Source organism: Variovorax boronicumulans NBRC 103145 (assembly GCF_001591345.1).
GTDB classification, from domain to species: Bacteria; Pseudomonadota; Gammaproteobacteria; order Burkholderiales; family Burkholderiaceae_C; genus Variovorax; species Variovorax boronicumulans.
Map to the genome: position 1 here is coordinate 41,871 of NZ_BCUS01000035.1, position 13,377 is coordinate 55,247.

The following is a 13,377-nucleotide window of genomic DNA, read 5'->3' on the forward strand; positions in this document are numbered from 1 at the left end:
TCTGGACCACGGTCGTGCCGTGCGTCGTCAGGCGACGCTCGACACCGCCTCGGCGGCCGACGCGGGCAGGCCGCGTTCCTCGACCAGCCACGCCAGCACCGGCAGCGCGCCCGGCAGCACCGGCGCCACGTCGAGCGGCAGTTGCTGCCAGGCCATGGCCTGGCTTTCGCGCATTTCGAACTCGCCGGTCCAGTCCGTCACCTTGCACCAGTGCAGGCGCACCAGCGCGTGCGGGTAGTCGTGCTCCGTGACCTTCCAGACCTCGGCGCCGCCGATGGTGATACCCAGTTCTTCCTGCAGCTCGCGGCGCAGGGCTTCCTCGACCGTTTCGCCGGCCTCGATCTTGCCGCCCGGGAACTCCCAGTAGCCCGCATAGGCCTTGCCTTCGGGGCGCGTGGTGAGCAGCAGCGCCTCGTCGGCCAGCCGGATCAGCACACCGACAGCCACTTCGGTGTGCTTGCGCGCCGATGTCACAGCCTCGCTCACGCGCCGGCCCGCCCTGCGTAATCGCGCGCGAACTGGTAGGCCACGCGGCCGCTGCGCGAGCCGCGCTCCAGCGCCCACACGAGCGCCTCGGGCCGTGCCGCCGCGATGGCCGCGTCGTCGACGCCGAACGACGAGAGCCACTGGCCCACGATCGTCAGGTATTCGTTCTGGCTGAAGGGATAGAAGCTCACCCAGAGGCCGAAGCGCTCCGACAGCGAAATCTTCTCTTCGATCACCTCGCCCGGATGCACCTCGCCGTCGTCCGTGTGCTTGTACGTGAGGTTGTCCTTCATGTACTCGGGCAGCAGGTGGCGCCGGTTGCTGGTGGCGTAGATCAGCACGTTGGGCGTCGAGGCGGCAATCGATCCGTCGAGGATCGACTTGAGCGCCTTGTAGCCCGGCTCGCCCTCGTCGAAGCTCAGGTCGTCGCTGAAGACGATGAACTTCTCGGGGCGCTGCGACACCACCTCGACGATGTCGGGCAGGTCGGTGAGCTCGGCCTTGTCGACCTCGATCAGGCGCAGGCCCTGCGGCGCGTAGGCCTGCAGGCAGGCGCGGATCAGCGACGACTTGCCCGTGCCGCGTGCGCCGGTCAGCAGCACGTTGTTGGCCGGCTTGCCTTCGACGAACTGGCGCGTGTTGCGTTCGATCTTTTCCTTCTGGACGTCGATTTCCCTCAGCGAATCGAGCGCCATCGTGGCCACGTGCTTCACGGGCTCCAGCACGCCATGGCCGGAGCTGCGGCGGCGGTAGCGCCACGCGATGGAGGCGCTCCAGTCGGTCGGCGCGGCCAGCGGCTGCGGCAGGATCGATTCGATGCGGCCGATGAGCTGCTCGGCGCGCTCGATGAGCTTCTGGAACTGCTCGTTCATGACCGGTAGTCGGCGTTGATGGTCACGTATTCGTGGCTGAAGTCGCAGGTCCACACGGTGTCGCTGGCGGTGCCGCGGCCCAGGCCGATGCGCACGGTGATTTCGCTCTGCTTCATCACGCGCTGGCCGTCTTCCTCACGGTACGACGGGTTGCGCCCGCCCTTCACCGCCACGTGCACGTCGTCCAGGAACAGGTCGATGCCGGTTTGGTCGAGGTCGGCAATGCCGGCATAGCCGACGGCCGCCAGGATGCGGCCCAGGTTCGGGTCGCTGGCGAAGAAAGCGGTCTTGACCAGCGGCGAATGCGCCACGGCATAAGCCACCTGGCGGCACTCGGCCCCGTCCTTGCCGCCGTCGACCTGGATGGTGATGAACTTGGTCGCGCCTTCGCCGTCGCGCACGATGGCTTGCGCCAGCAGGCGGGCCACGTCGCGCATCGCGGCCACGAGCGCCTGGCCGTCGGTCGAGTCGAGCGAGGTGATGGTCGCGTGCGCGGCCTTCTGCGTGGCGATGACCACGAAGGAGTCGTTGGTCGAGGTGTCGCCGTCGATGGTCACGCGGTTGAACGAGGCGTCGGCCAGCTGCGTGGCCAGCGGCTGGATCAGCGCCGGGTCGATCTTCGCGTCGGTCGCCATGAAGCCGAGCATGGTCGCCATGTTCGGGCGGATCATGCCGGCGCCCTTGCTGATGCCGGTGATGGTGACCGTGGCGCCGCCGATCTGCACCCGGCGGCTGAACGCCTTGGGGATCGTGTCGGTGGTCATGATGCCTTCGGCGGCACGGGCCCAGTTGTTTTCCGACGCGTCGGCCAGCGCGGCCGGCAGGCCGGCTTCGATGCGGTCCACGGGCAGCGGCTCCATGATCACGCCGGTCGAGAACGGCAGGATCTGCTCGGGAGCGAGCTCCAGGTGGCGCGCCAGCGCGATGCAGGTGGAGCGCGTGCGCATCAGGCCGTCTTCGCCGGTGCCGGCGTTGGCGTTGCCGGTGTTGATCACCATCGCGCGGATGCCGTAGTTGGCCTTCAGGTGATCGCGGCAGACCTGCACCGGGGCGGCGCAGAAGCGGTTCTGCGTGAACACGCCGCCGACCGCCGAGCCTTCGTCGATCAGCACGACGGTCAGGTCCTTGCGGTTGGCCTTGCGCACGCCGGCTTCGGCCACGCCGATGCGGACGCCGGGCACCGCGAACAAGGCGGCGGGATCGGGAGCGGACAGGTTCACGGGCATGGGATATCTCTCAATGAAAGGTGCGGGACTTCAGCTCAGCTTGCCGTGGCACGCCTTGTACTTCTTGCCGCTGCCGCAGGGGCAGGGGTCGTTGCGGCCGACGCGCGCAAACGCCGCGGCTTCGGCGCTCAGCGCGCCGGTGCCGACAGCCGCGAGGCGGCGCTGGTTCTCTTCGTCGACGCGCACCTCGACCTCGCCGGTCTCGGTGGGCGCGGTGTAGGTGATGTTCGAGACGTTCTCGCCGCGGCTTTCCATTTCCTCGGCCGCCTGCTCGAGCTGTTCGCCCGACTGCACGCGCACCGTCATGAGCTGGCGCGTGACTTCGTTCTTGACCGAGTCGAGCAGCTGGCCGAAGAGCTCGAAGGCCTCGCGCTTGTATTCCTGCTTGGGCTGCTTTTGCGCATAGCCGCGCAGGTGAATGCCCTGGCGCAGGTAGTCGAGCGAGGCCAGGTGTTCGCGCCAGTGGGTGTCGATGCTCTGCAGCAGCACCATGCGTTCGAACTGGGTGAAGTTCTCCTGGCCGATCAGCGTGACCTTGGCGTCGAAGCTCTCGTTGGCGTAGGCCACGATCTTCTCGACCACTTCCTCGTCGGAGATGGCATCGGCGGCCTCGACCTGCTGCTTGAGCGGCATGTCGATGCCCCACTCGCTGAACAGGCTCTTCTCGAGGCTGTCGAGGTCCCACTGTTCCTCGACCGATTCGCGCGGCACGTACTGGCGCGCGAGGTCGGTGAAGCAGCCTTCGCGCAGCGCGGCGATCTGCGCCGTGAGGTCGGCCGCGTCGAGGATGTCGTTGCGCTGCTGGTAGATCACCTTGCGCTGGTCGTTCGACACGTCGTCGTATTCGAGCAGCTGCTTGCGGATGTCGAAGTTGCGCGCCTCGACCTTGCGCTGCGCGCTCTCGATGCTGCGCGTGACGATGCCGGCCTCGATGGCTTCGCCGTCGGGCATCTTCAGGCGGTCCATGATCGCCTTCACGCGGTCGCCCGCGAAGATGCGCATCAGCGGATCGTCCAGGCTCAGGTAGAAGCGCGAGGAGCCCGGGTCGCCCTGGCGGCCCGAACGGCCGCGCAGCTGGTTGTCGATGCGGCGCGACTCGTGGCGTTCGGTGGCGATGATGCGCAGGCCGCCCAGCGACTTCACGAACTCGTGGTCCTTGGTCCACTCGGCGCGCACGTGGGCGATGTCGGCCTGCTTGGTGGCTTCGTCGCGGCCTTCGTCGGCCTCGATCGCCTCGATCATCTTCTCGATGTTGCCGCCCAGCACGATGTCGGTACCGCGGCCGGCCATGTTGGTCGCGATGGTGATCATCTTCGTGCGGCCGGCCTGCGCCACGATGTCGGCTTCGCGGGCGTGCTGCTTGGCGTTGAGCACCTGGTGCGGCAGGCCTGCCTTCTCGAGCAGGGCGTCGATGATTTCCGAGTTCTCGATCGACGAGGTGCCCACCAGCACCGGCTGGCCGCGCTCGTAGCACTCGCGGATGTCCTGGATCGCCGCCTCGTACTTCTCGCGCGTGGTCTTGTAGACCCGGTCGAGCTGGTCGTCGCGCTTGCTGATGCGGTTCGGCGGAATGATCGTGGTTTCGAGACCGTAGATTTCCTGGAACTCGTAGGCTTCGGTGTCGGCCGTGCCGGTCATGCCAGCCAGCTTGCCGTACAGGCGGAAGTAGTTCTGGAAGGTGATCGAGGCCAGGGTCTGATTCTCGGCCTGGATCTCGACGCCTTCCTTGGCTTCCACGGCCTGGTGCAGGCCGTCGCTCCAGCGGCGGCCGCTCATGAGGCGGCCGGTGAATTCATCGACGATGACCACTTCGCCCTGCTGCACCACGTAGTGCTGGTCGCGGTGGTACAGGTGGCGGGCACGCAGCGCGGCATTCAGGTGATGCATCAGCGTGATGTTGGCCGGGTCGTACAGCGACGCGCCTTCGGGAATCAGCTTGAGCTCGCCCAGGATGCGCTCGGCGTTCTCGTGGCCGTCTTCGGTCAGGAACACCTGGTGGGTCTTTTCGTCGACCGTGAAGTCGCCGGGCACCGTGACGCCTTCGCCCGTGCGCGGATCGGCTTCGCCTTCCTGCTTCTTGAGCAGCGGCACCACCTTGTTGATCGCCAGGTACAGGTCGGTGTGGTCTTCGGCCTGGCCGCTGATGATCAGCGGCGTGCGGGCTTCGTCGATCAGGATGGAGTCCACCTCGTCGACGATCGCGAAGTTCAGGCCGCGCTGCACCCGGTCGCCGGGCTCGTAGACCATGTTGTCGCGCAGGTAGTCGAAGCCGTACTCGTTGTTCGTGCCGTACGTGATGTCGCTGCTGTAGGCGGCCTGCTTTTCCTCGCGCGGCATCTGCGGCAGGTTGATGCCGACCGACAGGCCTAGGAAGTTGTACAGGCGGCCCATCCAGGTCGCGTCGCGGTTGGCCAGGTAGTCGTTCACCGTGACCACGTGCACGCCCTTGCCGGACAGCGCGTTCAGGTACACGGGCAGCGTGGCGGTCAGCGTCTTGCCTTCGCCGGTGCGCATTTCGGAGATCTTGCCGTTGTGCAGCGCCATGCCGCCGAGCAGCTGGACGTCGAAGTGGCGCATCTTCATGACGCGCTTGGAGCCTTCGCGCACGGTGGCGAAGGCTTCGGGCAACAGGTCGTCGAGCGACTCGCCCTTGGCGATGCGGTCCTTGAATTCCTGCGTCTTGGCGCGCAGCGCGTCGTCGCTGAGCTTTTCGAATTCGGGTTCGAGCGCATTGATGCGCGTCACCGTCTTGCGATACTGCTTGAGGAGCCGGTCGTTGCGACTGCCGAAGATCTGGGTCAGGAAGTTGGTTGCCATGGGCGTGGAGAGGGGCGGGCACCTGACACGACAGGCACTGCGACCGGATTCCCTAAGATATGGTGAAAGCAGTTGGGCGCACCTTCTTCGAATGCAAGCTTCGCAAGTCTCGAAGTCGGATGGCCCCGTTCCGGAACAAACGCCGACGCACGCGTCGGCAAACCGGGCATTTTAGCTGTCTTGTTTCTAACCCCTGGATTACCCATGTATCGCCGACTGCCCCCCGCCATTTCACTGCACGATGCTGCGGCAGGCGCCCCCACCCTGGGGAGCCTGATGGCGCGCGCGCGGGACACGGCCGAGCGGCTGAAGGCCATCGAAGGGTTGATTCCGCCGGCCATGCGCGCGGCCATCCAGCCGGGGCCGGCCGAGGGCGACGTGTGGTGCCTGCTGGTCAAGGGCAGCGCCGCTGCCGCCAAGCTGCGGCAGCTGTCGCCGATGCTGGTCACGCGGCTGAAGAACCGGGGCTGGGACGTCGCGACGATCCGCATCAAGGTGCACACGGGGCGCTGAGCCCCGGGGTCGCACACCGCCTCAGGCGGCCACGGCGCGATCGGGCCAGCTCGGGTCGCTCGACGCGTCGGAGGTCAGCACCATCACGACATGCGCATCGGCCGCGATGGTCTCGGCCTCGCGCAGTTGCCGCACCGCCCCCAGGCCCGCCGCTGCTGCCAGTTCGGCACTCACGCCGGCCGCAGTAAGCAGCCGCCGCGCCGCGCGGGCCTCGTCGTCGCCCACCACCACCGCACCGCCGCCACTGGCCGTGGCGGCCTGCCATTGCAGGTAAGTGACCGTCGCGCCCGCGCTCGACAGCTGCGCCGTGCGACCGGGGTAGCTGCCATTGAGTGCTCCGCCGCCGAGCACGCGCGACAGCCGCGGGAAGGGCTCGACCAGCCACATCCGCGGCAGGCGCGCGATGCGCCCCGCCGCCAGCAACTCGCGAAAACCGGCGTAGATGCCCCAGGCCATGTCGCCGCGACCGGTCGGCACCACGACGTGGTCGGGCAGGCCGCCGTCCTTCAGGCACTCTTCGGCGATGGCCTTGTAGCCCTCCACGCCCAAGGGCGCGCTGCCCAGCGCGGGCAGGCGGTAGTTGGAGAGCGCGAAATACCCCGGGTACTGCGAGCGCTCGCGCACGAAGCCCCAGCGGCCGGTGTTGTCGGCGAACACATAGCGCCGCGCGCCCAGTGCGTCGAGCTGGCGGGCATAGGTGGCGGGCATCGCCTCGTAGGAGGCCACCTCACAACCGAGCCCCGCGGCCCAGGCGTAGTGCGCCGCCGACACCGCCGTGTTGCCCGACGAGGCGAGCACCAGCGTGTGGGCGCCGGCGTCCAGCGCCTGCGCCACGCCCATCGCGGTCAGCCGGTCTTTCGGCGAGCCGGTCGGGTTGCGCGATTCGTCCTTGATGCTCAGGCGCGCGATGTCGAACTGCCGCGCGAGCTCGGGCATGTCGTGCTGCGGTGTGTTTCCTTCGCCGAGCGAGAAGCCCTGCACGTACGGCATCGGCACGACATCCGGGCCGCCGGGCCGGTAGCTGGCGCGCAGCCCGACATGGAAGCCGGCCTGCCGGCAGGCCGGGCAGCCGTCGTTGGCGAGCGTGACCGGGTACAGCGCGTCGCAGCGCAGGCACTGCAGCCCCTGCAGGCGCGGATTGCGCTGCGGCGTGAACGAGCGGCCGAGCACCCCGGCCGGCCGCCCCGGCAGGAAGGTCTGCGCGGGGCTCTCCGGCGGCGCGGTGAACTTGAAGTCCAGAACGGGCGATGGGGTCACGGATCGTTGACTCGTTAATAAATGTGACCGAATCTTATTCAAAATCAACAAAATCCACGATACGGGAGTTCATCCCATTGCAGCGGATTTCAGTTTTCCTTCACTTATTTCCAGCTGAATTCGTGGTTCAGCCCGATCACCACGCCGCGCACGCCTTGTGGCCCGGTGCGCGAGGTGCTGATGTCGACGCTGATCAGCGGCGTCAGGCTGAAGCGGCCGCCCACGCGCGAGGTCCACACGCCCCCGGCCCGGTTGCGCTCCGCGATCAGCGACACGGCGTCGTTCAGCGCCCACTCCACCGCCAGGCCGCCGCGCGGCGTGCGCGCGCCGGTGCCCAGCGCCCAGTCGGCGCCCAGGTTGGCGTGGAATTGCAGGCTGCCGGTGGGTCGCCAGGTGAGCGGCACGACCAGCTGGCCGCCCCAGCGACCGCCACGCCGCAGGTCGGCCACCGCGCCCATCGACACGGCGGCGCTGAAGGGCGCGTCGGCGGCCGTGCCGGCAAAGGTCCATTTGAGTTGCGGGCCGCCCGTGACCGAATGGACGCCCTGCGCCGAGAGCCGGTCGAAGTTCAGCCCCAGCTCGACCGGCCCGACCCGGCAGGCCGGCCCGACATGGAAACCCGTCGTGACCGGCTCGGCGCCGCTGCGGCCCCACCAGGTTTCGTACTGGCACTGGCCGGGATCGAGCGTGCCGGCATCGTCGACATCGAAGTGGCCGGCGGCCTGCGCGCCCAGGCCCGGCAACGCCGCGACTGCGGCAACGAGCAGGCGTGCGGTGCGTTTGTTGTTGTTCTTCATCTCGTGCTTCCCTCAGAGAGCCCTGCCTCATTCTAGGAAGCCGGAAAGTCCACGCCATGACGCGGCGCGGCCCTCTCACCCTTCACGACCTCAGAACTCGAACTGCGGCTGCAGCTCGCGGATGCGCTTGATCGCCACGCCGGCCGCTGCCGTGCGCGTCTCCACGCCCAGCTTCACGTACACGCGCTCCAGGTGCTTCTTGGCGGTGGCCGGGCTGCTGCCGAGGATCTCGCCGATGTCCTTGTTGGTCTTGCCCTTGACCACCCAGTACAGCACCTCGGCCTCGCGCGCCGTGAGCTTCAGGCTCAGGCTCATGGCCTCGATCACGGCGGTGTCGGACACCTCGCGCATGACGATCATCCATTCGTCGCCGGCGTCGTCCTCGCCGGTCTGGCGGTGCAGCCGCAGGCTCAGGCTGCGCGCACCCTGCGCGATGACCAGCGCCGGCGGCTCGATGCCGCGCGCGCGGGCTTCGGGCGCGTGCTGGCGCAGCCAGCCGAGCACGGCCGGCGGCGTCTCGGGCGCCTGCGTTTCGCAGTAGCGCCCCAGCAGGTCGCGCGCCAGCGCCGTCTGCCAGATCAGCCGCCCTTCGGGCAGCCGCACCGTGATGCTCGCGTAGCCGAAGGCGTCGAGCGCATTGCGCGCCTGGCCGGCCTGGTGCGCCTCCTGCCGCGCGCGGCGCGCGCCCTGCAGGTGCACGTTCATGCGCGCCAGCACTTCCTTGGGTTTGATCGGCTTGGTGACGTAGTCGACCCCGCCCGCCTCGAGCGCAGCCACGAGGTGCTCGGTTTCGGTGAGGCCCGTCATGAACACGATGGGGATGTGCGCGGTGGCCGCATCGGCCTTGAGCCGGCGCGCCACCTCGAAGCCGTCGATGCCCGGCATCATCGCGTCGAGCAGCACGATGTCGGGGCGCGCCTGCGCGGCGCGCTGCAGCGCCTGCTCGCCGTTGGTGGCGATGAGCACGGTGTAGCCCGATTCGTCGAGCGCGTCGTGCAGCACGGCGAGGTTGTCGGGCACGTCGTCGACGATCAGCACCAGGTCGCCGTGGGCGCCCTGCTGTTCACGCAGCGTGCGGGCGAGTGGCGAAGCGGGCATGGTGGGTGGAGACAACTGGGTCATGCGGCGCCCTCGGCGGCTTCGGCCAGCGCGCGGCCCATGGCTTCGAACTGGAACTGGCGGGCCAGCGCGCGCTGGGCCTCGGTCCACGCGGCGCACTCGGGCTGCGCGGCGTCGATGTCGTCGAGCTGGTTCATGATGCCCCGGAAGTAGCCCAGGCCCACGGCCTCGTCGAGCGCACGCAGGCGTGCCAGCGACGGCGGCTGCATCGCGCGCGGCGCGGCCGCGGCGGGCGCGGGCCGCGCGGCGGTGTCGGTCCACTGCAGGGCGAGCCGGCGCTCCAGCCAGTCGAGCAGCTCGGTGTGGCGCACGGGCTTGACGAAGAAGTCTTCGGGCGCGATGCCCACGTCGTTGTCCAGGCCCTTGTCGAAGGCGTTGGCCGAGACGATGGCCACCGACGCGTCGGCCAGCCCCAGCTTGCGCGCGCGGCGGATGGTTTCCCAGCCGTCGATGCCGGGCATCGCGAGGTCGACGAACATGGCGTCGGGCCGGTAGCCGGCGGCGATGAGGTCCAGCGCATCGTGCCCGCTGGCCGCGCTGCGCAGTTCGAAGCCCAGCGGCGCGAGCACATGGCCCAGCAGCTCGCGGTCGGCTTCCTCGTTGTCGACCACCAGCAAGCGCCGGCGCGCGCCCTCGTAGCCGCGCCGCGCGCGCGGTGCCGGTGCAATGCGCGCACTGCCCGCCACCGCCTCGTGCACGCGCGGCAGGAACAGCCGCACGCAGAACAGCGAGCCCTCGCCCGGCGTGCTGCGCACCTTCATCTCGCCGCCCATCAGGTCGGTCAGCATCTTCGCGATGGTCAGGCCCAGGCCCGCACCCGGCGCCGACGACACCGCCGCGTGGCCGCGCGCAAAGGGCTCGAAGATGCGCTCGATGTCGGCGTCCGTCATGCCCGGCCCGGTGTCCTCGATCTCGATGGCGGCGAACTCACGCGCGTACGAAATACGCAAGGTCACCTGCCCCGCCGCCGTGAACTTGATCGCGTTGCCCAGCAGGTTGATGAGGATCTGGCTCACGCGCTTCTCGTCGGCGCGCACCACGTCGGGCAGCGTGCCGGCCGCCTCGAAGCGAAAGCGCAGGCCCTTCTCGGCCGCCTGCAGCTCGAACATGTCGGCCAGCTCGCGCATCGCATCGGCAAAGCGCATCGGCCGCGCGTCCAGCGTGAGCTTGCCGGCTTCGATGTGGGCAATGGCCAGCGTGCCCTCGATGAGCGACAGCAGGTGCTCGCCGCCGCGCTTGATGACGGCCACCGCCTGCTGGCGGTGCGGCGGCACCGAGTGGTCTTCGCCCATGAGCTGCGCGTAGCCCAGGATACTGTTGAGCGGCGTGCGCAGCTCGTGGCTGATGGCGCTGATGTAGCGGCTCTTGGCCTGGTTCGCGAGGTCCGCCGCGCGCCGCGCCTGGTCGGCCGCGAGCTTGGCGTGCTCGGCGATCTCGCGGGCCTCTTCGGCGCTCTGCTTGGCATCCTGCAGCGCGCGGTCGGTCTCGCGGTGCAGGGCAATCTCACGCACCAGCAGGTGGGTCTGCCGGTTCGATTCTTCCTGCGCCACCTTGCGGCTCTGGTGCGCCAGCACCAGCCACCACGCGACGATGCCCGCGATGACCAAGAGCGCCATGTAGGCCTTGAGAAAACCCGAGCGCAGCGACGCCTGCTGCACGGCGACCAGCGCCCCGCCCACGTCGGCCTGCGCCGCCAGCGCGAGCGCGCCTTCGCTCAGCGCCCGCAGCTCCTGCTGGTAGAGCACGCCGAACACCACGGCCAGCAGCGGCACGATGACCAGCATCAGCAGCAGGAAGTGCCCGAGCCCCGTGTCGAGGTAGCGCCAGCTGCGGCGCGGCAGCAGCCAGCGCAGCACTGCGGACCACTGCGCCGACAGGCTCGCGTGCGGCTTGCACAGGTCGCCGCAGCGCGCGTCGAGCGTGCAGCACAGCGAGCAGATCGCGCCCTGGTAGGCCGGGCAGTGCGCCATGTCGGGGCCTTCGTACTCGCGTTCGCAGATCACGCAGTGCTGCACCTTCAGGCGCTGGTAGCTGCCGCCCTCGTCCGGCGACGGCTCAACCCGCGCCCAGCGCACCTTGCGCCCACCCGCGGCCGGCGCGAACAGCACCGAGCCGCCCGCGTCGGACGTGCGCGCGAGGTAGTACTTGCCACCCGTGGCCCACGCCAGCAGCGGCGACGCGACCAGCGCCGTGCCGAGCGCAATCAGCGCCGAGAAGGCCTGCGCCAGCGGCCCGAACACGCCCAGGTGCGCCGTGATCGACAGCACCGACGCCAGCGCCATCGCGCCCACGCCCACCGGGTTGATGTCCCACAGGTGCGCGCGCTTGAACTCGATGCCCGGCGGCGACAGCCCCAGCGGCTTGTTGACGACCAGGTCGGCCACCACGGCCATCATCCAGGCGATGGCGATGTTGGCGAACAGGCCGAGCACGTCGCCCAGCGCCTCGAACACGTTCATCTCCATCAGCATGAAGGCGATGAGCGCGTTGAACACCACCCACACCACGCGCCCCGGGTGGCTGTGCGCCACGCGCGAGAAGAAGTTGCTCCAGGCCAGCGAGCCCGCGTAGGCGTTCGTCACGTTGATCTTCAGCTGCGAGACCACCACGAACAGCGCCGTGGCCGCCACCGCCCAGCCGTAGTTCGGAAACACGTACTCGTAGGCCGCCAGGTACATCTGGTTCGGGTCGACCGCGCGCTCGACCGGCACCATGTGCGTGATCGCCAGGTAGGCCAGCGCCGCGCCGCCCAGCATCTTGACCACGCCCAGCACCACCCAGCCCGGCCCGCCCGCCAGCACGCCGGCCCACCAGCGGCGCGCCGTGCCCGCGGTGCGCGCGGGCATGAAGCGCAGGTAGTCGGCCTGCTCGCCCATCTGCGTGATGAGCGCGATGCCGACCGTCAGCGCGGCACCGAACAGGTGCAGGTTGAATCCTTGTGCGCCCGGCCTCGCCCCGCCGTAGTGCGTGATGCCCGCGAACGCACCAGGATCGCGCACGAGCACGAACACGAAGGGCACCACCAGCATCAGCAGCCACAGCGGCTGCGTCCACAGCTGCAGCCGGCTGATCACCGACACCCCGTGCGTGACCAGCGGAATCACCACCAGCGCACACACCAGGTAGCCCCACACCGGCGGAATGCCCAGCGCCAGCTCGAGCGCGTAGGCCATCACGGCCGCCTCGAGCGCGAAGAAGATGAAGGTGAAGCTCGCGTAGATCAGCGAGGTGAGCGTGGAGCCGATGTAGCCGAAGCCCGCGCCGCGCGTGAGCAGGTCCATGTCGACGCCGTAGCGCGCCGCGTACACGCTGATCGGCAGGCCTGCCAGGAAGATGATGAGCCCCGTGACCAGGATCGCCCAGAAGGCGTTGGCGAATCCGTACTGCACCAGCAGCGTGGCGCCGACCGCCTCCAGCACCAGGAACGAGGCCGCCCCGAAGGCCGTGTTGGCCACCCGCCATTCGGACCATTTGCGAAAGCGCTGCGGCGTGTAGCGCAGCGCGTAGTCCTCCAGCGTTTCGCTCGCGACCCAGCTGTTGTAGTCGCGCCGCACCTTGACGATGCGCTGGGGGGCGTCGTCGGTCAGGAGAGGTGGGTCGGCGGGATTCACACCGTTTCGGTGCAGCTTTCATGCCATCAGGTACGGCATTTGGCGAACAGGGCACGACTGTTGCAAAGCCACAGCCTTGCCCATAATCACCGACCGCCACCCGACCCCACCCCCGCCATGGAACTGACCCCGCGCGAAAAAGACAAGCTGCTGATCTTCACGGCGGCGCTGCTGGCCGAGCGCCGCAAGGCGCGCGGGCTCAAGCTCAACTACCCGGAAGCCGTCGCGCTGATCACCGCCGCCGTGATGGAAGGCGCCCGCGACGGCAAGAGCGTCGCCGAGCTGATGAGCGAGGGCCGCAGCGTGCTCACCCGCGCCGACGTGATGGACGGCATCGCCGAGATGATTCCCGACATCCAGGTCGAAGCCAGTTTTCCCGACGGCACCAAGCTCGTGACCGTCCACCAGCCGATCGTCTGAACCTCCGCCACAAGAAGAAAGACCTTTTCATGCGCTTCGCAAAGACTTCCGCCCTGCTCGTCACCCTCCTCCTGCCGCTGGCCGCCAGCGCCCACACCGGCGTCGACGGCGGCGTGCACCACGGCTTTGTCACCGGCTTCATGCATCCGCTGACCGGCGCGGACCACCTCGCGGCGATGGTCGCGGTCGGCCTGTGGAGCGCGCTGGTCGCGCGCCGCGCCTGGCCCGACCTGCTGTGGGCGCCGCTGGCCTTTGCGGG

General features: G+C 68.9%; 11 protein-coding genes. 3 read left to right on the forward strand and 8 right to left on the reverse strand.

Annotated elements, in window-relative coordinates; translation table 11 throughout:
* Positions 1 to 27: 27 nt before the first annotated feature.
* The 4 genes from VBO01S_RS12710 to secA are packed head-to-tail and all read right to left on the reverse strand — an operon-like array spanning position 28 to position 5,401.
* Positions 28 to 486, reverse strand: coding sequence for an NUDIX domain-containing protein (locus VBO01S_RS12710; protein WP_062474534.1), 459 nt, complete (start codon positions 484 to 486; stop codon positions 28 to 30).
* Positions 483 to 1,358, reverse strand: coding sequence for an ATP-binding protein (locus VBO01S_RS12715; protein WP_062474537.1), 876 nt, complete (start codon positions 1,356 to 1,358; stop codon positions 483 to 485). Before VBO01S_RS12715 ends, VBO01S_RS12710 begins: the two co-directional genes overlap by 4 nt.
* The gene (gene argJ / locus VBO01S_RS12720; protein WP_062474539.1) at positions 1,355 to 2,584 is read right to left on the reverse strand and encodes a bifunctional glutamate N-acetyltransferase/amino-acid acetyltransferase ArgJ; all 1,230 of its coding nucleotides are present in this window, start codon (positions 2,582 to 2,584) and stop codon (positions 1,355 to 1,357) included. Before argJ ends, VBO01S_RS12715 begins: the two co-directional genes overlap by 4 nt.
* Before the next feature lie 30 nt (positions 2,585 to 2,614).
* Positions 2,615 to 5,401 (reverse strand): preprotein translocase subunit SecA, encoded by a 2,787-nt coding sequence (gene secA / locus VBO01S_RS12725; protein WP_062474541.1) that lies wholly within the window; start codon positions 5,399 to 5,401, stop codon positions 2,615 to 2,617.
* Positions 5,402 to 5,605: 204 nt separating this feature from the next.
* Between secA and VBO01S_RS12730 the strand changes: the two genes are divergently transcribed.
* Positions 5,606 to 5,914, forward strand: coding sequence for a DciA family protein (locus VBO01S_RS12730; RefSeq protein ID WP_062474543.1), 309 nt, complete (start codon positions 5,606 to 5,608; stop codon positions 5,912 to 5,914).
* A gap of 21 nt (positions 5,915 to 5,935) precedes the next feature.
* Here the strand turns inward: VBO01S_RS12730 and VBO01S_RS12735 are convergent, their stop codons facing one another.
* The 4 genes from VBO01S_RS12735 to VBO01S_RS12750 all read right to left on the reverse strand — a co-directional run bounded on the left by VBO01S_RS12735 (position 5,936) and on the right by VBO01S_RS12750 (position 12,713).
* A complete protein-coding gene (locus VBO01S_RS12735) occupies positions 5,936 to 7,171 on the reverse strand; it encodes a pyridoxal-phosphate dependent enzyme (protein WP_062474544.1) in 1,236 nt (411 codons plus the stop codon).
* Positions 7,172 to 7,275: 104 nt separating this feature from the next.
* A complete protein-coding gene (locus VBO01S_RS12740; RefSeq protein ID WP_255221112.1) occupies positions 7,276 to 7,968 on the reverse strand; it encodes a PA4824 family protein in 693 nt (230 codons plus the stop codon).
* A gap of 90 nt (positions 7,969 to 8,058) precedes the next feature.
* The gene (locus VBO01S_RS12745; protein ID WP_062474545.1) at positions 8,059 to 9,066 is read right to left on the reverse strand and encodes a response regulator transcription factor; all 1,008 of its coding nucleotides are present in this window, start codon (positions 9,064 to 9,066) and stop codon (positions 8,059 to 8,061) included.
* Between the two features lie 20 nt (positions 9,067 to 9,086).
* Positions 9,087 to 12,713: a hybrid sensor histidine kinase/response regulator gene (locus tag VBO01S_RS12750; RefSeq protein WP_062474547.1), complete on the reverse strand. Its 3,627-nt coding sequence runs from the start codon at positions 12,711 to 12,713 to the stop codon at positions 9,087 to 9,089.
* Positions 12,714 to 12,815: 102 nt separating this feature from the next.
* On the opposite strand from VBO01S_RS12750, the gene VBO01S_RS12755 reads away from it, so the two are divergent.
* Both VBO01S_RS12755 and VBO01S_RS12760 read left to right on the forward strand, forming a co-directional pair.
* Positions 12,816 to 13,118, forward strand: coding sequence for an urease subunit gamma (locus tag VBO01S_RS12755; protein ID WP_062474548.1), 303 nt, complete (start codon positions 12,816 to 12,818; stop codon positions 13,116 to 13,118).
* A 29-nt stretch (positions 13,119 to 13,147) separates the two neighbouring features.
* Positions 13,148 to 13,377, forward strand: a 230-nt coding sequence (locus VBO01S_RS12760; protein WP_174543656.1) for a HupE/UreJ family protein, incomplete at its 3' end; no start/stop codon positions are given.

Excerpts from the sequence above, each read along its gene's own strand:
- VBO01S_RS12730 (WP_062474543.1), top strand. The coding sequence starts at position 5,606 with ATGTATCGCCGACTGCCCCCCGCCATTTCACTGCACGATGCTGCGGCA.
- VBO01S_RS12755 (WP_062474548.1), top strand. The coding sequence starts at position 12,816 with ATGGAACTGACCCCGCGCGAAAAAGACAAGCTGCTGATCTTCACGGCG.
- secA (WP_062474541.1), bottom strand. The coding sequence starts at position 5,401 with ATGGCAACCAACTTCCTGACCCAGATCTTCGGCAGTCGCAACGACCGG.
- argJ (WP_062474539.1), bottom strand. The coding sequence starts at position 2,584 with ATGCCCGTGAACCTGTCCGCTCCCGATCCCGCCGCCTTGTTCGCGGTG.
- VBO01S_RS12715 (WP_062474537.1), bottom strand. The coding sequence starts at position 1,358 with ATGAACGAGCAGTTCCAGAAGCTCATCGAGCGCGCCGAGCAGCTCATC.
- VBO01S_RS12740 (WP_255221112.1), bottom strand. The coding sequence starts at position 7,968 with ATGAAGAACAACAACAAACGCACCGCACGCCTGCTCGTTGCCGCAGTC.
- VBO01S_RS12745 (WP_062474545.1), bottom strand. The coding sequence starts at position 9,066 with ATGCCCGCTTCGCCACTCGCCCGCACGCTGCGTGAACAGCAGGGCGCC.